Below are 22,758 nucleotides of genomic sequence, written 5' to 3'. Positions count from 1 at the left end.
ATATGTTAGTCACGATTAACACAACAGATACTCAGAACATTGACTGGGCGGCTACAGGTGCAGCTGAGATCGTCCAAAATGTATTTACACTCATCAATACATTTACCTATGAAGTCGCCTATGACAGAACAATCGGTATCCCTGGTAGTTTTATAGATATGCCCACTCCTGAAGCTGTGCCCATTGTAGTCGAGCGGATATACACTTTGATTGATGAGTGTGAGCCAAGAGCAACCGTGGAAGATGTGATCTTTGCAGGATTATCAGAGGATGGAACTTTAATTTTCGAGGTGGTGATAGATGTATGACGGATTTTAAACCAGTCCAATTTGTCGATACGGATGCGCAGCGTATTGAACAGGAGCTCATCGTAGATTATCAACGGGCTACTGGACAAGCACTTTATCCAGGAGATCCTAGACGTTTCTTTTTATTGCAAATGCTTCCGGTGGTTGTGGCATTGAAGAATGATATTAATTTTACAGGTAACTCGAATCTTTTACCTTTCGCTTTTGATGAAATTTTAGATGCTCTTGGATCTCGTATTAATGCTGAAAGACTATTAGCACAGTTTGCAACAGTAACAATGAAATTCATTTTATCAGCTATTCAGCCAACACCAGTAAGTATTCCAGTTGGTACAAGAGTTACACCGGATGGAGAAATATACTTCTCCACATCTTCAGTACTCACTATACCGGCAGGAACGACAGAAGGAATGGTAGAAACGACATCCACACTGGGCGGTGAAAAATACAATGGTTTCGTTGCTGGACAAATAAACCTTTTGGTTGATCCTGTTCCATTCGTTGTAAGTGTCTCAAACATAGATACGAGTTTAGGTGGTTCAGATGAAGAAACGGACGAAGCGTATAGAGAGCGTCAGAGACTAGCTCCTGCATCATTTAGCGTTGCAGGTCCTGAAGATGCTTATATCTTTTTTGCCAAGTCAGCTGATGTGAATATTATTGATGTTGCTGTCACTTCACCCAGTCCGAATGTGATCAATATTTATCCGCTCATGAAAGGCGGAGCGTTACCAACTCAAGCTGTGCTTGATAAAGTGCTAGCTCAAGTTAGCCCTAAGAATAGACGGCCGTTAAATGATCAGGTGAGCGCCCTAGTGCCCACTGAGGTAACATACACAACCGACCTAACGTATTACATTGCCAAGGATAAATCAGCCGAAGAATCAAGTATAAGAGCCGCTGTAGAGGGCGTAGGTGGGGCGGCTGATTTATACGAGATTTGGCAGTATAGCAAGCTAGGTCGAGCGATCACTCCGGATGATCAGATTTCACGGATTTACGCTGCAGGTGCTTACCGTGTAGTACCGACATCACCAGTCTATACAGAGATCGCAGAGAACGAAGTCGCTAAGCGCACTGGGGTACGTGCAGTGACCTATGGGGGGCTGATCTAATGGATCTTCAAACCTTAGATTTGCTTAAGTTACAAACTAAATACATGCGGGATGATGAAACTGTGATTGGATTGTCTGCGGCATTAGGTGGCCAATTCAAACGGATTGCAAGTGAGATCGTTAAGGTGATGATTTATAGCCAAACCGATCAACTACCCGAAGAAGCACTGGATGTCTTGGCTTGGCAATTCGGGGCTGATTGGTATGATGCTAATGCCAGTATCGAGACAAAGCGAGAGGCTATCGACAACGTACTTTATCTCGCTCAGATCAGAGGTACACCAGCAGCTGTTCAACGCATTGTTGAAATCTACTTTGGTGATGGAAGAGTAGAAGAATGGTTTGAATACGGTGGAGAACCTGGCTATTTCAGAGTGATCACGAACAATCCTGAAGCGACAAATGAAAAAGCGACACAGTTTATTAAGTCTGTAAATTCAGTGAAACGAAAAAGCGCATGGCTGGAAGTTGTGATATTGGAAGAGTCAACACCTCTGAACTTATACATCGGTGGAGCAGTACATGTTGGAGAATATATCTTAGTGGGGTAGGTGAGGAAATGTCATCATGGGCAACAGCAATGACAAACAAAGGACGGGCTTTACAAGCTAAAGCCCAAGCTGGAGAAGCGTTAAACTATACACGAATCGCTATAGGTGACGGAGCATTAGGGGGTCAATCCATAGCAACACTGACCGCATTGGTAAGTCAAAAAAAGACACTGGATATCACAACGTTGAATCGACCAATTGGTTCAATTCGAGCGGTGATCGGTACGGTAATAAGAAATACTGATATCGTTACGGGATTTGATTTTAGAGAATTTGGTGTGTTTGCTTTAGATCCGGACGAGGGAGAAATTCTTTACTTCTACGGTAACGCAGGGGACACCGCCGATTACTTGCCACCAAATGGTGACGGAGTGATCGAGAAGAGTTTCAATGTGAATGTACTCGTTGGTGATGCTACGACAGTCACTGCGACAATTGACCAATCTCTCGTTTATGTTACACAGCAGGAATTGGATGAAGCTCTCGCAGGCATAGTCATTAATGATGCTTCTCTAACGCAACCTGGTATTGTCCAGCTCTCTAACGCGACAGATGGAATACGAGAAAACATAGCCCCTACCGAGAAAGCCTTGGGGCTTGTCATGGCTGAAGCCACCGCGGGAAAAACAGCTGGCAATGAGCGAAAAGCGGAAGTAGTAGCCGTGCTTGTTGCCAAAGGGGTATCGGCTACTACAAGCGAATCATGGGATTCATTGATTGCAAAATTAACGGCTCTTATTAAAGCAACTGGTAACGCAGTCTTAGTGGATGTGTTAGCAGGTAAAACATTTAGTAACGAATCAGGTAATAACCGTGTAGGAACAATGCCTGATTACTCAGGGTATCCGGGCAACGGTGGGTATGCTAACGCTAAAAGCGTGAAGGGTGACGGTCAAGGTAGTTTGGTATTCGAACCTAATACGGGGTATTACAAAGAAGGTATAAATACAAACGGGTATGGTGCGATAATCGCAGTCGATCCCGAATATGTTCCTTCAAGTTTCAGAGCTGACAAAAATATATTCGGTGTACAGGGTAGTATCCCTATTAGGAGCGGTAACAATGCTACTTTAAAAAGCCCCGTAAGTGGTGGCGGTGCTTTATACCTGTACGCACCCGAAGGGTACTATAACGGGGGAGACTCTACAGTATACCTAGTAGACCCTGACTTTGTTCCTGGCAATATTAGGAGTGGTAAAGATATATTCGGTACGGTTGGTACTTTGGTGGAGGGTAGAAAAACACATATTATAAATGTCGGTTCTTATCAAACCGTGGCCGCGGGGTACGGAAGTGACAGACTAGAATTCCATGGTGTTCCTTTTGTTCCGACTAGTATCATTGTTACAGCAACTTATGGCGCTACCCCTAGATTGAGTTCAATTAGTAAGGAATTCGGAGTATGGACATTGGGTAATGCCGGGGGGACTAGTGACAATGCATACATTGCTAGTGCGAGTGATGTACTTAATGATGGGTGTATCCTATCCGTACTGAGTAAAAATGGTGCAACTTTTTATACTGGTATTCAGATATTATTCGTTAGTTAAATAAAGGAGGGCGGGATTTTTATGGAACAATATGTAGGACGTAGATTATATTATGACAAGTCGACGGGTGAAATAATTATTGATACAAGGGAACGAATCGGATATGAAGTAGAAGCGACAATAGAAAGTGATTTTGATAGATATACTCTATTGAAAGAAAGAACTATTGATTCCGTCGGGGTTATCGAATTAGAATATGGTCAATATTCAGAAGATTTTGAACAGGCTACTAGGTGTAAAATTAACCCTGAAACATTAAAATTAGAATTTTCATATCCCGACCCAAACAATCCAGTGCCGGAAGTACCAATATATCGTAAACCACTAACTGAAGAAGTTGAATTATTGAAATCTGCTGATTTAGATAATAAAGAAGCAATTACTACGCTTTACGAAATGATGTTGTCAGGAATGGAGATGTGACATGGATAAAACAGCCATCGCAAAAGCCTACTTTGAGTTAGTTAAAGCCGGAAGGCGGACAGAGGAAAGTGTACCGGATAGCATTAGAACTGAATATGAGTTATTGAAAGAAGCTGATCTCCTTGCTCAATAGGCTAAAGGAACAGCTTCTTTTATTTTGCCTAATCTTTGTGAGGGGAGGTGATATCATGCAAGTAATCGCATCGACATATGTATCGCTAATCGTTGCTGGGCGTCGCACATTTAGCCAAGTACCAGGTACAGTTAAAGAAATGGTGAGAGCAGACCTTGTAGCACTAGGTTATGACTTTGAATCTGAAACAGTTTAAACTCTAACACACTTATGCAGTGTGTTTTTATTTTGCCCTCGGATCCTCGGGGGCTATTTTTATACAAAGATAGGGGGATTAGAATGGATAATTTTTTAAAGGCTGTTATACCTGTAGCCAGCGTAGTAGCATCATTTTTTTTTGGGGGTTGGTCAGCATTGCTTACTATTTTATTGGTGTTTGTCGTTTTAGATTATATTACAGGGGTTGCAGCTGCAGCTAAAGAGGGCAAGCTTAAAAGTAATATTGGGTTGTGGGGCATTGCACGTAAGATGGTTATCTTTGCGATTGTGGCCGTGGCGCATCTTACGGATCAGGCTCTAGGTGGGTCGCACTTATTCCGAGATGCAGCCATATTTTTTTACTTGGCTAACGAATTGTTGAGCCTAATCGAAAATGCCGGAAGATTGGATGCACCAATCCCACCAGGACTTAAACAGGCGGTTGAGGTCCTTAAAGGTAAGTCAGGCGATAAGGGGGTAGGGCAATGAGTCGCAAAATATCGCAAACAGGAATAAGTCTAATCAAATCGTTTGAAGGGTGTCGACTCACAGCGTACAAGCCAGTTGCGACCGAAACATATTACACAATCGGATGGGGGCATTATGGTGCCGACGTAAAGCAATGGCAGACGATCACACAAGCACAAGCGGATAAGATGCTTGTAATTGACCTTGCCAAATATGAGGCATATGTTAATAACGTGTCTTACGTGCCAGTTACAGACAAACTCACGCAAAATCAGTTTGATGCGTTAACTAGCTTTTGTTACAACTGCGGTGCAGGCAATTTGCGGAGCTTATGCAAAGGTCGGACGATCGCACAAATAGCCGACAGTATCACCAAGTATGACAAGGCTGGTGGAAATGTACTAGCTGGCTTGGTGCGGAGGCGTAAAGCGGAATTAGACCTATTTAATAAGGATGATATTAAGGAGGACAAAGAAGTGAAAAAGGTAGATGCTGATGCAATTATTGATAAATATCTTAAGCCAGCTTATGGAGTGGCTAAGACAGTAGCAGATAAAAAAGAGATTGGTAGATTGGCAGATGTGTTGCGAGTGGCTTCTGGACAAGCTAAACAAAATGGATAGGTAAATTAGCAAGCGCTTGGGATTTTGAATGCTATAACCCTGCTGACTTCGGTCGGTGGGAATTTTTTATTAAGTCTGCATAATACAATTGACATATTCTCTAATCTGATGGAAACTTGGTGAATAGGAAAATAATCCTAAGTACATAGCTAATATTCAGAGAAGGGCTGTTTTGTTTGAAAAATATACCTGACTTCTTCGATAATTATCATTTACCAGACGGGCTGTATGAGTGTACAATAGAGGAAATCGAACAAAGGTTCTTGTTTTCTGAGAAAAGAATATATTTATGGGGACTATTCAAAAATCTGATTAACAGATTGATTGGACTTGGATTAAAACCAAAAGCTCTCCTTATAGACGGTAGTTTTGTTACTGGTAGAGAAGAGCCTGGGGATGTAGATTTTGCAGCTTTAATCCCCCCTCCAGTAATTGAAGAAGCTCTAAAAACATTAGATGAACATGATAAACATGCAATTTTTTTATTTATGTCTCCTGAAAATCAAACAGCAATTCGGTCGCTATTTGGCACACATTTATTGCTGGCAGATACAGAGGATTCCTTGAACCATTGGGTGGATTTTTTTAGAACAGGTGGGGCTAACGGAAAACTTAGAGACAGGGATCCAGAAAGGGATCCTGACTGGGTAATAGTTCCTCAGAGTAAGGGTATACTTAAAGTATATCTTGATGGAGGTGATATCTAATGGTTAAAAACTCCTTGTCAGAAATCATGGAGAGTTTGAAAAAGGCTAGGGAGAATCTAAATAGGATTAAAGCATCGTATCAGGACAATAACGATCTTTTGAATTTTTATGAGCCATCTGCGAAATATCTAGTAGGGAGTTTAGAGAAACAACTAAGCGAGATCCTTCAGGATGAAGTAGCTTGTAAACTATATCCAGATGACAAGGAGGTTGACCTTTGGATTAGGATAGATGGGGAGCAGTTTCATAATGGTAAAGGCCCTATTGGTTCAGTTGGTAATTTTCTAAATAAACTAGCTAGCGCTAATAGACAAGCGATCAATGTTATTTCTAAAGTGCGGAAAATTGATTTCAAATCTCAGTTTAATGGGTTCTCTGATTCTTTCGATTTAACAGCGACTGCTACAGGTAGTTTGAAATTAGGGCTTAAAAAACCAGAAATGAAGTTAAAGGCTGAAGAGGGTCAACTTGATATCTTTACATTTGCAGAAGATCCTTGGGAAAAATTTAAAGAGAGTGCCGCTCAAAATGAAATTATTACTGAATCCATGAATCTATTGTTGTCGGCAATTGCTTCTGCAGAAAATGAAGAAATATTTAATGAATTAACTGAAAAGTATGAGGAAAAAGATCTTCTTAAGATAATTCATTACGCGAAACAAGTTGTACCAAGTGCTCAGTCGAATATTGAAACCGTCTCATTTGAGATTCAAAACTTAAACGTTAGTCAGCGCTATATCAACACAACCAAAGAGACTCGAAAACTTTTATCTAAACAAGCAAAGCGGCTTGTTCCTGATAAAGAATACATTACCGGAAGTGGAACAGTTCGTGGAATGGATTTGGACGATAGGAGTCTGATTATTCGCCCCTTAGTTTACGAAGAAACTACCCACGACGAGATAAAATGTTATTTCACAAATGTTAAAGAAGATCAGGATTTAGAAATGTTTTTAAATAAAAGAGTGGATTTAACTGGGTTTATTATCTATTCAAGTAATAACAAATTATTAAGGTTGGAGATAGAGGAAATTACTGAAACGAACATTCATAATTAAATTATCATTTATACTAGTGTCAGAGATTAACCCAAACCTTTATCAGTTAAGTAAAGACCCTGCTGGTCGCTCACTGGCAGGGTCCTTGTACGTTCAATGAAACATATCTATAACCCTCGATACCTTCTCCACATCCACGTACGGCACCCACATAGGACCTTCTGACGCTCGCACCTTGACACGTTCGGGATCATTGGACACTTCTGCCACTCCTGTTATAAACTCGCCACTAGCAAGCCTCAAGGACACGCTCTGATTCTTTTCTACAGCTTTATGTAACTCACCCTTCACATCCATTCGACGCACCTCCAAATAATTAAGATAACTTATTTTCCTATAACTTTAAAACCCTTCTTAGGATATTCTGACATTGATAAACGAACGCCTGTTTGGTTATAATGCAAACAAACGTTCTTATTAAGGGAGTGTATGAGATGAGTAAAAGACTTGAGGGAAATGGACTGTATGAATCAATGCGGATGATTATCCCACAGCACAAAGAAGCAGTTATAAAGCAAGCGCAGGAGATTCACAGAAGGAAGAAACCAAACTTAGATGAACAACAATGGGAAACAGTAGAACGAGCGATTGGCGAATCTTTAAATGAGCATGCAACTATTACGCTCCAGGTATATGGACCGTTCGAGAATAAGGAGCTAAGAGGGATAGTTGAATCGGCTAATATATACCGCCAAGAGATCAAGTTCATATTCGATGGTGAGTGGGAATGGATTAAATTCGAAAATATCATATCAGCTGAGGTGTAAAGTCTTTCGTCTGAAATCAATAAAAACAATCCCTCAGCCATATAGGTTAGTGGGATTGTTTTTATTAACATTTGATTTTCTACTGTTTACAATGATGGGAGCATATCACAATCACGACGATAGGTCGCTTTTTTATCTTATTCTAAATTATCTATCGCGTATTGTGCTTCTTCCGCAGTGAATTTTTCCCCGTATTCCGAAATTAATTGATCGTAAATAGCCGAGTCTGACATACTCATAGATTCTGCATATGTTTGCGCCTTTTTTAATGCACTTTCTTTCCAATCGAATACAATGTTATCAATAGCATATTGAGCGGCTTCTGGAGGGAAATTCTCTCCATATTCAGAAGTCAACTGATCGTAAGTACCTGCCTTTGACATGTGCATAGTTTCTGCATATAATTCCGCTTTGATTAAAGCTGATTTATGTTCCCTAGGGATACTATCCTCTTTTGCCTGGGCTTCCTTTTCAGCTAATTCTTCAGCAGCAACCTTGGCTTCGGCATCGGCTTTATCTTTAGCTTCTTGATCTGCCTTATCTTTGGCCGCTTGATCTGCTTCTAGTTTAGCAGTGTCATCAGCCTTTTTCTCCGCTTCATCAACAACGGTGTTTTTGGCTTGGGTAGTCGTTGGTTCGCTTGCTGTAGTATCTGATTTTTCGCCCATGTTCCCTATAATTCCGATCACAATAAAGATACCGACCCAAAACCACCATTTTTTATAAACTGGTTTCTTCAATGTATTTCCCCCTAAATTATGATAATATATGACAAACCTAGTCTATCAGAACTAGGTAAATACTACCACCATTTTTAAGAGATACTTTACAAATGGAGGATCTATCTGGTAGTATATGAAAATACTATATTAGTTACTTTCTAACCACTTAATCCCTAGCATGCGCACAAGGGATCATTCTATGAGTTATAATTGTTGAGTTAAAGCGAGCTTATGAATATATGTCAAAGCCGCTACATTCAAGTTTAAGAAGTACTATCTCTTTTTTTAAAAAAATCCTGGTCTATTGATTTTAGTCAATAGAACGCAATGGATTGACTGGAGATAACTTTTCTTATCTTGATATGTAGCGGCTTTTTTTTGTGTTCACATGAAAGGGGGTGGTTTGGATATAATTACAAGTTTAAAATTGGAGGAATACGGTATCATTTTCCATCGTTAGGAATTACAATAGTGGCAATGGTTGTCAAGTTTAACTGGACAAATTCTCCGAGGGTGAGTAGAGAAGTCTACTCTTTCCTGTTACGTCTTTTCGGTTTGCCCGTCTTTAATATGTAGAAGTCAGTTGTCTTACACTCAAGAATATAAGCGGCGTTTATAGCAAACTCCAGAGTCATGAAAGCTTCTCCGGCAACGAGCTGACTAACGAACTGACGCGAACATCCCATGAACCGAGCGAATTTAGACTGGGTCATATTTCTTTCTTTTAACCGATCTAGTAACAGGCACTCCCCGAGGAGATATGCCATTTGTTTCTCCTTTCCTCAGAAAATATATATTGTGGTATAAAGGAACATTTGTTCTCGTTTTTTGTTCTTGTTTATGGTATTATCATTTCAACGTCTCACCACGGTACATAATACAACTAGGAGTGATGGCTTATGCCTATCAAGAAGACAATACTCAGTCTGTGCGATCTAGCAATTGTTTTAGGTGAAGACCCTGTAAAGTTTAAGAAAGAAATTGCTATTCTTCTTCAAACTCCCGTTCCATCCGAACAAGACCAATTACTTTCCGCATTTCCTTTTCAGTCAATTCCCGTCCGTCAACAACTATAGTGTACTTCTCAGTTAATTGTTTATCAGACAAGTCTATATTTCCAACAAACTCTCTCTCGCTTTTAAAAGGGAGGGGGTTTGCTGAATATGCTATATGGTATTTGCTTGCAAGGGAAGATAACAATTCTATTATATTTGATTTGAATGGGATATCATCGATGTCAGAAATCTTATTGATGAGTTCCTGATAGTTCTTTTGTTCAGTCAGATGAAAACTAAAGGTGATCTTCTTCTTTGATGATGTAATAATTTTGGATAGCTCGTCAATAAATTCCTGCATCAACTCTTCGGTTTCTCCTCCGGAAAAGTCAAACAATTCAAAAGTACTGCGAAGCTGCTCGTTTAAGTAGTCTTGCTTGTATAAGCCTGATAAAAACTCATTCTTCTCCTGTTCGGAGAAATCAGACAAAAAACCAGAAATTTCGAACAGCTGAGTATAGGAAATATCAAGGACCCCAGCTAATCTTCTAATTATCTGTGAGTTAAGAAAGTAATCTCTCTCTTCATTTTCAATTCGTAAAAGTTGGGTTTCATTTATGCCTACTCTTTCTGCTACGTTAGAAGCAGAAAGCCCTAAAGCTTCACGATTACTTTTAATGAAATGCCCTAGAGATTCCTTCCCATCAAGTATATTTGAAGTACTCACCCCTAAAGCATCAGCCACAGTTCTCAATGTTTCTAAACTTGGGTTATACCGATCTCCCTCAATGTCAGCTAGGTAAGATCTGGACATATTAGCTTTCTTAGCTAGCTCGACTTGAGTTAGCTTATTTTGTTTTCTAAATTCCTTAATATTCTTACCAATAGACATAAAGAAACTCCTTCACAATGGATTCACCTTATTCTATCCTTGCTATGTCGGTAATACAAGTTCAATAATGACGGAAATACAAGTAAATATAAGGATATAGACGGAAATACAAGTATTATAGTGCTTTTATCTTTGAAATGCTTGAATTTACTGGAAAATGGTCCTTTACTGCTATGTCGGAAATACAATACAATACAGGCATAGGAAGGAGGAGAACACGATGGATAAAAAACTTCTCGGTGAAGCTATCAGGAAAAAGCGAAAAGAAAGAAAGATGAAACAGTACGAACTGTCTGAAGAGACTGGATTATCCCGCAATTATATCTCCGACATCGAAAACGGAAGATATATGCCAAGCGTTGATTCTCTATCTAAGTTAGCCGTATGTCTTAGTATCGACTTAAACACGTTATTGATGTCGGAAATACAAGATAAAAATATTGTATCCGTGTAGGCATCTTATTATACACACTCCCCTAGAAAGGATGATAAACATGAACAAAGCGGCGACTTGCCTACAAGCAGCATTCCAAGACTGCCTATATCGTAAAGCCACTAAACAGCAACTGCAAGACTTTATAAATCGAGCTCGCATTCACTGGTCAGGCAACACCGAAATGATGGCAGTCGTAGAAGAGCTACAAAATCAAATATGAGAGGAGTAATCATATGAATCAACTACTAGTTATTAATCAAGGTGGACGGTTACTGGTAGACAGTCGGGAAGTGGCTGAGATGACAGGGAAGAGACATACGGATCTCATCCGAGATATCGATGGATACAAAGCCGTTTTAGATCAAAACGCAAATCTGCGTTCTGACCATTTCTTCATTGAAAGTAGCTATGAAGCTGGAACAGGTAAGTCATACCGTCACTTTCTACTTACTAAGAAAGGTTGCGACATGGTAGCTAACAAGATGACAGGAGAAAAAGGAGTCCTCTTTACAGCAACATACGTAACCGAGTTCGAAGAAATGGAGAAACGATTAAATCAAGTAGTTAACTTGGTTGGGTTAAGTCCAGAATTACAAGCGATATTCACGTTGGACAAGCGTACTCAGGCATTTGAAGACAGGGTTGAAAAACTCGAGAATAAGACGACCATTGATTATGGCCAACAACGGGAACTGAAAAAATTAGGTAATGCGAGGGTTGTGAAACTTCTTGGCGGTAAAGGGTCAGCTGCATACCGAAACAGTAGCATTCGCAGTAGTGTTTATTCGGCACTTTGGAATGACTACCAGGAGTATTTCGGGATTAACTCCTATAACAACACCCTGAACAAGGATTATGAGTCCGGATTGCAATATGTACCGCGTTGGACTCCACCTAATAACTTGATGAGGGAGATAGAAGATAAGAACTTGCAGATATCATTCATTTAATAGAAGGAGGAAAAAAACATGATCATTAAAGCAAGAACTTGGTTAGCTCTCACATCTGGAGAGCGAATGTCAGCATTGCAGTATCTAGCAGATCGGACAAGCAAGAAGTGGGCAAGGCATGGGAAATAAGTATCGTTTACGCGGAGGGAGGTGAACAAGCAAATGCAAATCATTCAAAAGCTAACAGTCGTATCTAATCCAACTAGAACCTTCGAAGTTGGTACTGAAATAGGCGGTCGTGAAGTAATCGAGATTGCACAGGTTGGAGCGACTTTCGAGGATCGTGTTCATTCCGAATATGTAATCTTTGATGAAAACAACAACCTGATATCCAGCATCGAGAACTGCCCGGTTATCGTGGATTATAAGGAGATCGTTGAGCATGACGAGACCGAACCAACTCCTGTATCTAACACGAATTACCGCGGGGAGTATAAGCCGTTTTAACGTAGTCCTATTATTTTTTTGCCAAAATCGGGGATTTAAGCCCAAATTCAAGCGGAATGAGGAGGGAATCATGGATATTAAAACACTTGAGTACATGGGAAATCGTGTGGATAAGGCACGGGATATCACTAAGGAGATAAAGGCTTTGGAGTCAAGAAAGCACAATATATCCATTCACGATGTGAATGGAATTACTGTCGACGGAAGTGTTATCGGTTCAAAGTTTAGGTGGTTTGGTTCTGAAGCATGCGTAAACAAGCGAGTTGTGCAGGCGATGACTAAAGCTATCTTAGTCGTAATTGACGAACAGATCGCATTGCTCGAACAAGAACTCGCTGAACTATAGAAAGGAGCCACACATGCCAATACTCAGAGGTCAAATTTACTGGACTGATCTTGGTAAAGGAATCGGTAGTGAACAAGCTGGTCATCGACCTGTACTGATCATCCAAAATAACGAAGGCAATAGGTATTCACCGACAGTAATCGTCGCACCGATCACAGATGCACAAAAAAAATATCTCCCAACACATGCACGGGTCACACTCGAACAAGAGTTAGCTGGGATTAAGAAAAATTCAGTTGTCCTTCTTGAACAGCCTCGCACGATTGATAAGAAAAGGCTCGGATATTACATCGGAACACTATCACCCGAAAATATGTCACTGGTTGATGATTGTATCCTTATCAGTTTGGGATTAGTAGGTGTCACTGTAAGCACAAAAAAAGCCACCCAATAGAGAGTGGTCAATAAGAAAATATCTGAATCGATCATATCACAGAAAGCGAGGATAGCAAATGGCAAAGCAAGTAAGGTTTATCAGGTTAGAGGTTGAGAACTTTGCAGGGCTTCCATCTGAGACAGTCACTTATGGAGATATCACAGCATTCTCAGGCATGAACGGTGAGGGCAAGACTTCTCTCGGTACTGCTCCAGTATGGACCTTGTATGGTGTTGATCTATATGGAAGTAAGTACAACCCAACTCCAACTACCTATGAATACGACCGTGTGCACGTGTCCCTCCTGATGTCAGTAGATGATGCAGAGTTGAAATTCGCTAGAGAAATCAACGCCAAAGGAACGAATGTTTTCTTTTTAAACGATGTGCCAGCTAAAGCCAAAGAATTCGAAGAAGCGGTAGCAAGCCTGTTCGATAAAGACGAATTCCTTTCATTATATAATCCAGTCTATTTCTTCACTCAACACTGGACTAAACAGCGGGAACAGATTCTAAAGTATTCCACTCCGCCTGCCAAGTCAGAAGTGTTTGCGGAAATGTCCAGAACATCTGCTGATCAGAAAACCAAAGACATTAAGCATAATCCACAAGCTGTGAAGCTAGCAGAATTAACAAAGAAGCATTCATTAGATGATCTGCAGAAGATCCACGGTGGTACTGGCGGGCAGAAGTCGAAGTTGGAGAAGCAATCCATTGCGGCACAAAGTCGGACTAAGACATTAGTAGAGCAACTTCAAAGGTATCCAGCAAGCGGTTCTGATATAGAAGCATTGAAGACTCAGGAATCCGCACTTCGTGAAAAGATCGCTGAGATTGATGGCGGTGTGGCTGATGCTCATCGAATCAATAACAAACGGATTGAATTAGTGTGTCGGATAACAGACCAGTCAGATAGCATCAAGCGCAGTAAGGATAAATTCTTAATACTTCATGGCGAGACAATCGAGGAAAATTGCCGCACATGTAAACAACCTTTAAATGCCGAAGCGATAGAGGCTACTAAATCGGATAAACAGCAGCGCGTTGATAAGGCTAGGGCAGACCATCAGGTTCTCATAGACAAACGAACGGAACTTGAAACTGAACTTGCCGAAATAGTAGTCGTTGATATGTCAGAACAACAGGCTCAGGTGAGAGTGCTTGAGGATCAGCTTGATCCAGTCCTAGCCGCAATCAGAAATGAGACTGAACGTGAACGCCTGCAAGCTGATGTAGACAAGGCAAAAGCAGACGAAGCAGACACGCTAGCAAGCTTGAAAGAGTCGGTCTTCATCCTAGATGCTATCAAGTCATACCGAGCAAAAGAAGCAGAACTACAAGCAGATAAGGTTCAGTCACTATTCACAACACTCAAGATCCGACTCTTCAAGCACGTTAAGACAACAGGAGAATATGAACCTGATTTCTCTATCCAAAGCAACAACAAAGACTATGTGCAACTGTCAACTGGACAGCGAGTCGGCGCAGGATTGGAACTCTCAGAATTTTTCTTCAAGCAATCAGAACTCATAGTCCCTACATTCATCGACTCTATCGGAGAATACACAGGCAAAGTTGCGGTATATGGTCAGCTAATTACCGGACGAGCTGTAGCAGATCAGGAACTGAAAATAGAATCGGAGGTCGTTGCCTAATGAAAAATTTATCCCTTATCGCTAACACGTTCTTCTTCATCTTCTGGGGTGCTCTTCTAATTATGTTTCTCTTAAACAAATACAAACCGGTAAAAACCATCATTGCAATTAGTTTTTTTATTACCGCGTTATCTTTCCTTTTCAGAGCCTTAGAACAAACAACAGACCTATTAGGAGGAATTAACCCATGAAAAATAACATTAAAAAGTACTCACTTACTGCCGCATTACAAGCCGGTGCCGCTTATGACTTTGCAATCCTTAAGTCTCGTAGACAGTTCAAACGTGAGAAGTCGGACAAGAAAAAGTATGTACCTGGGAAACTAGGATTATCTGCTGTATCGACTGCAATCAAGAAAGAGTTCGGTACCATCTTATCCCGCAAAGAGCGTAGAAAGTCCCCGGTATTTCAAAAGTTCTATGCACAGGGAGGTAATTAGGTATGGGACTTGATTTCAACAAGGGTGGTGCACATTGGAGTTACAGTGGTTTCTACAGATTTAGAGTAAGGGTTGCGGAAACTATCGGGATCGATCTCGATAAGATGTCAGGATTCGCTTCGTTAACTGACAACTCAGGGATCGGTTGGGATTGGGTTACTGATCCAGTTGTTCCATTGCTGAATCACTCTGACTGTGACGGTGGACTGACTCCTGATCAGTGTCGCTCAATTGCTCCGAGGTTGAAAGAAATTATCGCGAATTGGAACGCACCTGATGACTACGACAAGGCTCAGGCGGAACTTCTTATAGAAGGGATGGAATATTGTGCTCAAACGAATGTTCCGCTGGAATTCATATGAAGAACGGTAAAAACCCAACACTCCGCCAAAAGATGGTAATCAAGGACGCAGGATTCAATCCTGATAACTGGCTAGTATGTAAGTCGCCAACGGACGAGCTTCATCTGGTACACCGCTTTACCAGCTCTACTAAAATCATTCATTTATAGGAGGCAATCATTCAAATGACTAAAACAAATACACAGATTCAAGCAATCAACGAAGAAGTTGTTGTCGGTAACTTTACTCAGAAACATTTAGATACTTTGAAGTCCACTATTGCAAAAGGTACAAGCAACGAACAGTTCTCTCTCTTCATGCAGACTTGTGTTAGAACAGGGCTTGATCCTTTCCTTAATCAAATCTTCTGTATCGTATACAACGGTAAAGATGGTCCTGTAATGAGCATGCAAATTGCTGTCGAGGGCATCGTCGCTCTAGCTAAAAAGCATGAACAGTATAAAGGTTTCATTGCTTCTGAGGTTAAGGAAGAGGATGAATTCGAGATTGATATGGTAACTGGCGAACCAAAACACCGGATTGTATCTATGCAGCGTGGGAAGACGGTAGGTGCTTATTGCGTAGCTTATCGCGAAAATGCTCCGAATATTGCAGTCATCATCACTTCTGATCAAGTGGATCACTTGGTAAAAGGTCGCAACGGTCAGATGTGGAAGGACTACTTCGACGACATGATTGTAAAGCATGCAATCAAACGAGCATTTAAACGACAGTATGGAATTGAGGTATCCGAAGATGAGTTCGGTTCGAATAATCAAAATTCATCACCGGCTCCATATGAACGCCGTGAGGTCGGTCCCGAGGTTGAGGTTATAGATGTATCGCAACAAGATGATAACACGGATCAAAGACCTGCAGAACCAATTGCTCCGCTCACTGAATCTCAACGCGTTAACGGTCAGATAACCGAGGCTCTTGAAAAGCTTGGGGTAACAACTCCAGACGGTAGGCTCTCATATATGCTTAAAAACATTAAGGATTTAAAAGAAGGCACGATGCCTACACTCGGTCAGAAAAAGGGCCTTCTCAAAATCATCGAAATGGAGATCCAACAAAAGCAATCCAACTCCGACGACGAACTTCCATTGTAATGGTCATATCAGTCGAAATATATGTTCGCTGTCCTGACTGCGAGATATGTGGGAACGAAATCAACAAAGACAAAGAGGAGTATATCCGCCACATGCGGGTATGCCCTCAATGCTTCAAAGGGTTGGGAGGGCAACGGACGTGGAAGAAAAAGAAGGCGACTTCGAACAACTCGACTTATTCGGAAGTGAAGACCTGAATCCAGCAAAACCATTAAATGGCGTGTATTACGAAGAGTCTACATGCAAGTATGTATCCTTTGTAGTTGGTCGTAGGCACTATGAATGGTCGGCAAAGAAGTGTTCGTTTGATAAGGAATGGCAGGAGAAAACGAAGAGGGAGCGTGCGATATGAAAGAAATAACTAAACGTCATCTTGATTTTTTGGAAGAGGCAAAGATGAGCTTTGAAAATGATGTACGGCTTGAAACACATCGGAATGAAGCGGAGGGCCTGATTGCCCTCCGTCGTAGTTTCGATAGAGATTGCGTCCAAGTTTATGAACTCGGGGATGAGGTTGCTCTCTTCGCTAAAGTGATTCCTGCAACGGTAGGAACTGAATTCATTGAATCTATAGGAAATAGATATGGTCTCAAATTGGGTGAGGTACGAACAGAGATTGCGGAGTTCTCCGAGGAGATGGAGAAACAGCTTAAAGCAAATGTCCACAAAGGTGGTTGGGAGAATTACACTTATCAATACCTCAGAAATGAGCTTGAAAAAAACTTCAGGAAGTTGATGAAACGCACTTCACATTCTGAATTTAGACGCAGATGTGCGAACATCGCAAATTTCGCCATGATGCTTGCGGATAACGATCGGAGAGAAGAGCGAGAGAGATTATGAAAGTTGATATTCTCGCATCTGGTAGTTCAGGAAACTGCATAGCCCTCACTTCAGGAGAAACAACAATCTTGATAGATGCAGGAATTGCTAAGACGAAAATAGAGAAGCGATTAAACGAGGTCGGTATTCGAGCCGATCAGATAGCAGCCATATTCGTGACCCATGCGCACGGTGACCATATAAAAGGATTACCTCTTGCTAATAAATACCGCATTCCAGTGTATGCCAGTGATGGCGAATGGAAAGGTATCTCGGGTGTTGATGATGATTTACAACGTGTAGTGTCAACTACTCACGGCGAATACGAAATGATCCCACTCGAAGGTGTACACATTTACCCATTCAAGACTCATCACGATGCCTACGAACCTGTTGGATATGCGATTGAGGACGACACTGGTAACCGTTGCTGTGTGGTGATGGACACAGGGCACGTTGATTCAGACATGCTCGACATGATGGAAGGCAACATCTACATCATCGAATCAAACCATGACCCAGACATGGTAGTCGAGTCAAATTATCCAATAAGTGTACAGGCTCGGATACTAAGCGATATAGGTCATCTAAGCAATGATCAGACAGCTAGTGCGCTTGCTAGGCTCATCAAAGGTCGAGGGGAACGAATCTATCTTACACATCTATCATCCTCTAACAACATGCCTAAGCTTGCTGAAATGATAGTTAACACAGCGTTAAGGAAACAAGGATTTGAAGTAGGGAAACATTACTTTTTGGAGGTGTTTTAGGTGAAAATCAAGATGATCAAAAACTACAGCAACGGAACATGGAAGGTTAAAACTGGGGATGAATTCAAGGTTCGAAAGTTAAATCGAGAAGGGATATTTATGGACCAACATCCTGAATTTCAAATCATAGAGAGTCCCATGTCCGGCATAATAATCCCATATCATTATGCAGTTCTCCTCCCAGAAGAACGGACGTATACGGTAGCTGAATACAGTCAACTCAGAGAGATCAACGACCAGGTACAACGTCAACGTGATAAGGCGATTGATGATCTGGCTCAGCATGCTGGAACACTTGTTCAGATACAGCAGGAATTGGTCCAGGAGCGTGAGAGCAAGAAGGTACTAGTACCGAGAGAAGTGGCTGACGCACTTGATCTGTATGTCAGTGATGGTCATGACGACGACGCCAAGGGTTGGGCATTATTCAATATCATTAAATGTAAATACGATGACCTAGACATACCTGCTCGATTAATCAAGAACCACTTCGGTATGAATTACTTCGCTCTTGCATCTGTGATTGTTAACAGTTACACCGTCGAACAAACACCTGAAGAACAGTTTACAGAGGGCATCACGAATATTTGCGCTCGCTTCGACGATGAGCACCCTGATGACGTTGAATACGAAGAACTTGTTTCCTTCGCTTTTGAAATCTCAGACTTTGTACAAAAGCATAATAAAAGCTGAACGGGTGAGGCGGTATGAGTGGGTTCATCCAAATAGGAAGAGAACTACAAAATCACTGGCTTCGACGTGATAAAGATTATTGGATGGTCTTCTGTGAAATGTACTTCCTTGCTAGATTTTCCGATAAGCCAGAGGTTCGGAGTATTGAAGGTTATGAAGTAATCATTCATCAAAATGAATTTATCTTTGGTCGCCCTGCATGGAGTCGAAGGTTGGATATATCGGAGCAGAGGTTGAAGACGTTGGTTAAGAAGTTGGTTGATGAAGGGTTTATAAAACAGACCCAAAGACACAACAGATTTACGGTTTATTCCTTCGAATATGTGCCTTTAATCAACCAGCAGAACAACCAACACAGCAACCAGCAGGAAAATGAAAATCAACCACCTGAAAGTCTTGACCCACAAGGGATTGATGGCGATAGCAACCAGCAGGAATTTTCCAATCAACCAGCAGAACAACCAGCACAGCAACCAAAGAAAGAAGAAGGTATTAAAGAAGAAGGTTTGAAAGGAGAATGTTTTAAACCTATGCCTAGTGAAATCCCAATAGATCATACCCCTGTTGCAAAGGAAATAATCGAATACCTTAATACAAAAACAGGAAAGAACTTTCGAGCAACCAAGAACACTCTCCTCTATTTACTAGGACGTTTACATGAAGGGTACACAAAAGAAGATTGTGTCCATGTAATTGATGTGAAGTGCGCGGAATGGATGGGTACCAGTCAAGAAAAGTACCTGGATTATGAAACATTGTTTAGACCGACTAAGTTTCCTAAGTATCTGCAACAGCAGCTGAGTGTAGTGACCAAAGAAGAAACAGGGTATCAAACAAAGTCGCAGAGAGCGAACTCCGTTCTGGACCAAGAGTTGCGAAAGGAAGGTGAGCGCAGTGGAACGGCCCGACGTGATATTACTCATGAAGCTGATCACGAACGTTTACCAGAATTTCGAGGTTAACGACTCTTCCAAAATTGAAGTATGGACTGCTATTTTAAGAGAGACAGATGTGATAGAAGCGAAGCAGAATCTCATGGATCATTTTAGAACTAACAAGTTCCCTCCCACTCCTGCAGATATTATTCGATCCGATAGGAAACAAAGCTTGAGTGTCTACGAGGTCCAGCGCTTAGAAACTGAACAGCATATGTTCGAACTCAAAGAGTACCAAGAGAACGAAGATGTAAAACCTATGCCGGATTACATCAAGAAGCAACTTAGAGAGCTACGAATGAAGGTGATCAGCGATGAGTCTTGAAGCTGAACAAGCGGTTCTTGGTGCAATCCTGTTAAAACCATCCTTACTGGATGATTGCTATAACCAGCCGAATGAGTTCCACGAAGACGAACGACATTCACTTATCCTAAAGACACTTAAACTCGCTTATGAGAAGTTCTCGGATAAGGAAGATCCATTTGATCCAGTCCTCATGGTAACACGTTGGGGAAAAAACATAGAGAAGATAGGCGGCACCACGTACTTGATGCAATTAAGGAGTTCAACGCCTACCACTGCTAACTTTATGGATTATCAAGGGATGATCAGAACAGGTCACATTCAACGCGAACGGAACAAGATATATGATCTTGCCAAAGAAGGCGAACTCGAACCAGCTGAAGTACAGCAAAGATTAGAAGAGCTAACCGAGCTAGAAAAAACGGATGAGAATGAAGGACCAGTTAGACTGTCTGTGCTTCTTGAAGGTCATGAACGAATCATATCCAAGAGAGCGACATTGAAAGGCATCGTGGGAGCTGCACGAGCAAGCGATGATCTCAACACTATGATAGGTGGTCATAGTGTTGGTGACCTGGAGATAGTAGCTGCTAGACCATCCGTAGGTAAGACCCAATATATTATAAACGATGAGATTAGGTCGGCTAAAGATGGTTGGGCTGTAGCAATGTTTAGTCTTGAGATGTCCACGATGCAAGTTGTTGATCGGATGATTGCCACTGTTGGAGGCATTGATCACAAGAAGATTGCTAACGGTCAAATGACAGACAATGATTGGGACTCTTACAGTAAAGCGATTGAAATCATATCTAACCTAGATATTTATATCGATGACAAGCCCAACATGACCATCGAATACATCAAGAGACAGACTAAGAAACTCAAACGTAAACACCCTAAATTAATGATCTATGTGGACTATTTACAATTCGTCTCATCAGAACAAAAGTTCAAGGATGGGAAAACGAGAGTGGACCATATTTCTAAGTACAGCAAGAACATTGCAAGAGAACTAGGCGTCAAGGTGGTCATGATATCGGCAGTTGGTCGTGAATGTGAGAAGAGGGTAGACAAGCGCCCTTTGCTGAGTGATCTAAGGGAATCAGGGAACATCGAGAGTGATGCAGATATCGTAATCTTTTTATACCGCGATGATTACTACAATGCTGATTCAGTCATGAAGGGCATAGTCGAACTAATCGCTGCTAAAGGTCGGAACGTAGGTACAGGCACTGTGTTGATGGGTTTTCAATCTAAGACTGGTCGATTCATCAATTTCACGGATGATGAAAAATACGAGATTGGCGAGAAGGTGAAAGAACATGAGCGGAGCAAAGGTCATTAAAGATGATGAACAGTACGAAAAGGCTAGGGTCGCAATTCTAGATTTGGCGGATAGATTAGATGACCCCTTGCTGCTGTCTGATGATGAGCGAACAAGGACGATGAGGATTTACGATCGTACAACTGATCTAATGCGCTTCTATAGACGTGGAGAACTGGTCCAACTATTCCCAGGACTACGCGAACAATACAAGATACTCGGCTTGGAGTGGCAAGAGCTCGGTGATCCGATTCAAGTAGAGCCCGAATTACCTGCAGAAAAACCGTTACCACCTGAACCAATACCTGAATCTGAACAACCACAACAGATGCCGATCAAGTCAAAGCCAAACCTAATGGCATGGTTAGATGATTAGAAGGAGGGTAACAACAAGTGAACTTTCAGAGAGCGTACAAGCGTGAACTATTACAAATCGCACTTCACGAGTACTGTGACTTATCACTTAAATATGAAGCACTCCGGGAATTGCAACGGAGAGGAAAATCAAAGTATCCAGAAACGGTTCGGAAATATGATGGCAAGGAAGAGCGAACCATTTCTGAACTTTACTTGAAAGGTTTTCTCCTGAGAGATATTGCAAGGCGGTTTGGGAGAAGCAAGCAGGCTATATGCGATAAGTTAGGGGTAATGCATAAAAACGGGCTTCCTTATCGTAAATTAGCGATCTGGACGAAAAGCGGTTATGAGCCAGGAAGGAAGACATCATGAGATTTATAGGAATTGACCCAGCAACTAAGACTGGATTTGTCGCCTTAGATATCGATGGAAATGTCCTTGTGGAAGTAGAGCTATCGGGTAAGAGTAAGAATGAAGATCATAAAAACGTAGAGTTACAAGACGCACTTTATAAATTACTCATGGCTGAAGATGAGATCGTGATAGAAGGTCCTGCAATGGGTACGCAAAAAGGCATTACAACAGGCATGATCCACGGTGGTTTACGATCAATGATTGTTAGAAAAAAACTTGCCATGAATTTTGTTAATCCGATGCAGACGAAGAAGTATGTCGGGGTTACAGGTTGGATTGGACAGGCAGGGAATAAGAGGAGATTGGTGGACAAAGAGAAGAAGGCAGCGGTGAAAGAATCTGCTCTCCAATTCTTCAATTACACTCACAAGAGTCATAACGTGGTCGATGCTTATATCATTGCACGAATCTCTCTCAACCTTTATCGCATGCGTGAGTACATGCCACTTCTAGACACTCAGACCTACCAAACAGAGGTTATAAACGATATCTTGAATAAAGCCTAGCACTCGCATAAAGACAAGCGAG

Annotated in this window: 36 protein-coding genes; 32 read left to right on the top strand and 4 right to left on the bottom strand. The window is 41.4% G+C overall.

Annotated features, from left to right (window positions below; all coding sequences use genetic code 11):
- The first annotated feature begins 2 nt into the window (after window positions 1-2).
- From LPB68_RS04915 to LPB68_RS04875, 11 genes are all read left to right on the top strand, one after another.
- Window positions 3-308, top strand: a complete 306-nt coding sequence (locus LPB68_RS04915; RefSeq protein ID WP_068659637.1) for a hypothetical protein — start codon at window positions 3-5, stop codon at window positions 306-308.
- Window positions 305-1,423, top strand: coding sequence for a baseplate assembly protein (locus LPB68_RS04910; RefSeq protein ID WP_068659639.1), 1,119 nt, complete (start codon window positions 305-307; stop codon window positions 1,421-1,423). Before LPB68_RS04915 ends, LPB68_RS04910 begins: the two co-directional genes overlap by 4 nt.
- On the top strand, window positions 1,423-1,974 hold the full coding sequence (locus LPB68_RS04905; RefSeq protein ID WP_068659641.1) for a phage tail protein I: 552 nt from the start codon (window positions 1,423-1,425) through the stop codon (window positions 1,972-1,974). Before LPB68_RS04910 ends, LPB68_RS04905 begins: the two co-directional genes overlap by 1 nt.
- 8 nt (window positions 1,975-1,982) lie before the next feature.
- On the top strand, window positions 1,983-3,524 hold the full coding sequence (locus tag LPB68_RS04900) for a tail fiber protein (RefSeq protein ID WP_068659643.1): 1,542 nt from the start codon (window positions 1,983-1,985) through the stop codon (window positions 3,522-3,524).
- A gap of 21 nt (window positions 3,525-3,545) precedes the next feature.
- Window positions 3,546-3,947 (top strand): hypothetical protein, encoded by a 402-nt coding sequence (locus LPB68_RS04895; protein ID WP_068659645.1) that lies wholly within the window; start codon window positions 3,546-3,548, stop codon window positions 3,945-3,947.
- A 1-nt stretch (window position 3,948) separates the two neighbouring features.
- Complete coding sequence (locus LPB68_RS23650; RefSeq protein ID WP_252100556.1) at window positions 3,949-4,080, top strand: CD1375 family protein; 132 nt, start codon at window positions 3,949-3,951, stop codon at window positions 4,078-4,080.
- Between the two features lie 55 nt (window positions 4,081-4,135).
- Complete coding sequence (locus LPB68_RS23085; protein WP_198402171.1) at window positions 4,136-4,276, top strand: CD1375 family protein; 141 nt, start codon at window positions 4,136-4,138, stop codon at window positions 4,274-4,276.
- Between the two features lie 83 nt (window positions 4,277-4,359).
- Entirely contained in the window at window positions 4,360-4,767 is a 408-nt protein-coding gene (locus LPB68_RS04890) for a phage holin family protein (RefSeq protein ID WP_068659647.1), read from the top strand.
- A complete protein-coding gene (locus tag LPB68_RS04885; protein WP_068659649.1) occupies window positions 4,764-5,369 on the top strand; it encodes a lysozyme in 606 nt (201 codons plus the stop codon). The genes LPB68_RS04890 and LPB68_RS04885 overlap by 4 nt, the downstream gene beginning before the upstream one ends.
- A 176-nt stretch (window positions 5,370-5,545) precedes the next feature.
- On the top strand, window positions 5,546-6,076 hold the full coding sequence (locus tag LPB68_RS04880; RefSeq protein WP_068659651.1) for a DUF6932 family protein: 531 nt from the start codon (window positions 5,546-5,548) through the stop codon (window positions 6,074-6,076).
- Window positions 6,076-7,134, top strand: coding sequence for a hypothetical protein (locus LPB68_RS04875; RefSeq protein WP_068659652.1), 1,059 nt, complete (start codon window positions 6,076-6,078; stop codon window positions 7,132-7,134). Before LPB68_RS04880 ends, LPB68_RS04875 begins: the two co-directional genes overlap by 1 nt.
- A gap of 93 nt (window positions 7,135-7,227) precedes the next feature.
- On the opposite strand, the gene LPB68_RS04870 is transcribed toward LPB68_RS04875, so the two are convergent.
- Complete coding sequence (locus LPB68_RS04870) at window positions 7,228-7,431, bottom strand: hypothetical protein (RefSeq protein ID WP_068659654.1); 204 nt, start codon at window positions 7,429-7,431, stop codon at window positions 7,228-7,230.
- 137 nt (window positions 7,432-7,568) lie between these two features.
- Between LPB68_RS04870 and LPB68_RS04865 the strand changes: the two genes are divergently transcribed.
- Window positions 7,569-7,901, top strand: coding sequence for a YolD-like family protein (locus LPB68_RS04865; RefSeq protein ID WP_068659656.1), 333 nt, complete (start codon window positions 7,569-7,571; stop codon window positions 7,899-7,901).
- Between the two features lie 137 nt (window positions 7,902-8,038).
- On the opposite strand, the gene LPB68_RS04860 is transcribed toward LPB68_RS04865, so the two are convergent.
- The 3 genes from LPB68_RS04860 to LPB68_RS22215 form a co-directional block, all read right to left on the bottom strand.
- On the bottom strand, window positions 8,039-8,641 hold the full coding sequence (locus LPB68_RS04860) for an Ltp family lipoprotein (protein WP_232510259.1): 603 nt from the start codon (window positions 8,639-8,641) through the stop codon (window positions 8,039-8,041).
- Between the two features lie 509 nt (window positions 8,642-9,150).
- Window positions 9,151-9,390 (bottom strand): helix-turn-helix transcriptional regulator, encoded by a 240-nt coding sequence (locus tag LPB68_RS04855; protein WP_068659659.1) that lies wholly within the window; start codon window positions 9,388-9,390, stop codon window positions 9,151-9,153.
- 217 nt (window positions 9,391-9,607) lie between these two features.
- Complete coding sequence (locus tag LPB68_RS22215; protein ID WP_082865763.1) at window positions 9,608-10,510, bottom strand: helix-turn-helix domain-containing protein; 903 nt, start codon at window positions 10,508-10,510, stop codon at window positions 9,608-9,610.
- Between the two features lie 220 nt (window positions 10,511-10,730).
- Here LPB68_RS22215 and LPB68_RS04845 point away from each other — a divergent pair, with 220 nt between their 5' ends.
- From LPB68_RS04845 to LPB68_RS04750, 20 genes are all read left to right on the top strand, one after another.
- Window positions 10,731-10,964 (top strand): helix-turn-helix domain-containing protein, encoded by a 234-nt coding sequence (locus tag LPB68_RS04845; protein WP_068659661.1) that lies wholly within the window; start codon window positions 10,731-10,733, stop codon window positions 10,962-10,964.
- Between the two features lie 215 nt (window positions 10,965-11,179).
- Window positions 11,180-11,896, top strand: coding sequence for a Rha family transcriptional regulator (locus tag LPB68_RS04840; RefSeq protein ID WP_068659664.1), 717 nt, complete (start codon window positions 11,180-11,182; stop codon window positions 11,894-11,896).
- Between the two features lie 162 nt (window positions 11,897-12,058).
- On the top strand, window positions 12,059-12,343 hold the full coding sequence (locus LPB68_RS04835) for a hypothetical protein (RefSeq protein ID WP_068659666.1): 285 nt from the start codon (window positions 12,059-12,061) through the stop codon (window positions 12,341-12,343).
- A gap of 70 nt (window positions 12,344-12,413) precedes the next feature.
- Window positions 12,414-12,689, top strand: coding sequence for a hypothetical protein (locus tag LPB68_RS04830; protein WP_068659668.1), 276 nt, complete (start codon window positions 12,414-12,416; stop codon window positions 12,687-12,689).
- Window positions 12,690-12,702: 13 nt separating this feature from the next.
- Window positions 12,703-13,083 carry a type II toxin-antitoxin system PemK/MazF family toxin gene (locus tag LPB68_RS04825; protein WP_068659670.1) on the top strand — a complete coding sequence of 127 codons (381 nt, stop codon included), beginning with the start codon at window positions 12,703-12,705 and terminating at the stop codon, window positions 13,081-13,083.
- Window positions 13,084-13,141: 58 nt separating this feature from the next.
- Window positions 13,142-14,719, top strand: coding sequence for an AAA family ATPase (locus LPB68_RS04820; RefSeq protein WP_068659672.1), 1,578 nt, complete (start codon window positions 13,142-13,144; stop codon window positions 14,717-14,719).
- 187 nt (window positions 14,720-14,906) lie between these two features.
- Entirely contained in the window at window positions 14,907-15,158 is a 252-nt protein-coding gene (locus tag LPB68_RS04810) for a hypothetical protein (protein ID WP_068659676.1), read from the top strand.
- Between the two features lie 2 nt (window positions 15,159-15,160).
- Window positions 15,161-15,520 carry a hypothetical protein gene (locus tag LPB68_RS04805; RefSeq protein ID WP_068659678.1) on the top strand — a complete coding sequence of 120 codons (360 nt, stop codon included), beginning with the start codon at window positions 15,161-15,163 and terminating at the stop codon, window positions 15,518-15,520.
- Window positions 15,517-15,669 carry a DUF6906 family protein gene (locus LPB68_RS23845; RefSeq protein WP_418303817.1) on the top strand — a complete coding sequence of 51 codons (153 nt, stop codon included), beginning with the start codon at window positions 15,517-15,519 and terminating at the stop codon, window positions 15,667-15,669. The genes LPB68_RS04805 and LPB68_RS23845 overlap by 4 nt, the downstream gene beginning before the upstream one ends.
- A 15-nt stretch (window positions 15,670-15,684) precedes the next feature.
- Entirely contained in the window at window positions 15,685-16,611 is a 927-nt protein-coding gene (locus LPB68_RS04800; RefSeq protein ID WP_068659679.1) for a RecT family recombinase, read from the top strand.
- A gap of 139 nt (window positions 16,612-16,750) precedes the next feature.
- Entirely contained in the window at window positions 16,751-16,963 is a 213-nt protein-coding gene (locus LPB68_RS04795) for a hypothetical protein (RefSeq protein WP_099458702.1), read from the top strand.
- Window positions 16,960-17,454, top strand: a complete 495-nt coding sequence (locus LPB68_RS04790; RefSeq protein ID WP_068659684.1) for a hypothetical protein — start codon at window positions 16,960-16,962, stop codon at window positions 17,452-17,454. Before LPB68_RS04795 ends, LPB68_RS04790 begins: the two co-directional genes overlap by 4 nt.
- Window positions 17,451-18,203 carry an MBL fold metallo-hydrolase gene (locus LPB68_RS04785; protein WP_068659686.1) on the top strand — a complete coding sequence of 251 codons (753 nt, stop codon included), beginning with the start codon at window positions 17,451-17,453 and terminating at the stop codon, window positions 18,201-18,203. Before LPB68_RS04790 ends, LPB68_RS04785 begins: the two co-directional genes overlap by 4 nt.
- Window positions 18,204-18,896 carry a hypothetical protein gene (locus tag LPB68_RS04780; protein ID WP_068659688.1) on the top strand — a complete coding sequence of 231 codons (693 nt, stop codon included), beginning with the start codon at window positions 18,204-18,206 and terminating at the stop codon, window positions 18,894-18,896.
- Between the two features lie 14 nt (window positions 18,897-18,910).
- Window positions 18,911-19,858: a conserved phage C-terminal domain-containing protein gene (locus LPB68_RS04775; RefSeq protein ID WP_068659690.1), complete on the top strand. Its 948-nt coding sequence runs from the start codon at window positions 18,911-18,913 to the stop codon at window positions 19,856-19,858.
- Complete coding sequence (locus LPB68_RS04770; protein ID WP_068659692.1) at window positions 19,818-20,156, top strand: hypothetical protein; 339 nt, start codon at window positions 19,818-19,820, stop codon at window positions 20,154-20,156. Before LPB68_RS04775 ends, LPB68_RS04770 begins: the two co-directional genes overlap by 41 nt.
- Window positions 20,146-21,480, top strand: coding sequence for a replicative DNA helicase (locus tag LPB68_RS04765; protein ID WP_068659694.1), 1,335 nt, complete (start codon window positions 20,146-20,148; stop codon window positions 21,478-21,480). Before LPB68_RS04770 ends, LPB68_RS04765 begins: the two co-directional genes overlap by 11 nt.
- Window positions 21,458-21,835 carry a hypothetical protein gene (locus LPB68_RS04760; protein WP_068659696.1) on the top strand — a complete coding sequence of 126 codons (378 nt, stop codon included), beginning with the start codon at window positions 21,458-21,460 and terminating at the stop codon, window positions 21,833-21,835. The genes LPB68_RS04765 and LPB68_RS04760 overlap by 23 nt, the downstream gene beginning before the upstream one ends.
- 17 nt (window positions 21,836-21,852) lie before the next feature.
- Entirely contained in the window at window positions 21,853-22,188 is a 336-nt protein-coding gene (locus LPB68_RS04755; RefSeq protein WP_068659697.1) for a hypothetical protein, read from the top strand.
- Complete coding sequence (locus LPB68_RS04750) at window positions 22,185-22,736, top strand: RuvC family protein (RefSeq protein WP_068659699.1); 552 nt, start codon at window positions 22,185-22,187, stop codon at window positions 22,734-22,736. The genes LPB68_RS04755 and LPB68_RS04750 overlap by 4 nt, the downstream gene beginning before the upstream one ends.
- Window positions 22,737-22,758: the final 22 nt, after the last annotated feature.

This window comes from Paenibacillus crassostreae, assembly GCF_001857945.1.
GTDB classification, from domain to species: domain Bacteria; phylum Bacillota; class Bacilli; order Paenibacillales; family Paenibacillaceae; genus Paenibacillus_AQ; species Paenibacillus_AQ crassostreae.
This window is presented reverse-complemented; position numbering and strand designations above follow the sequence as displayed.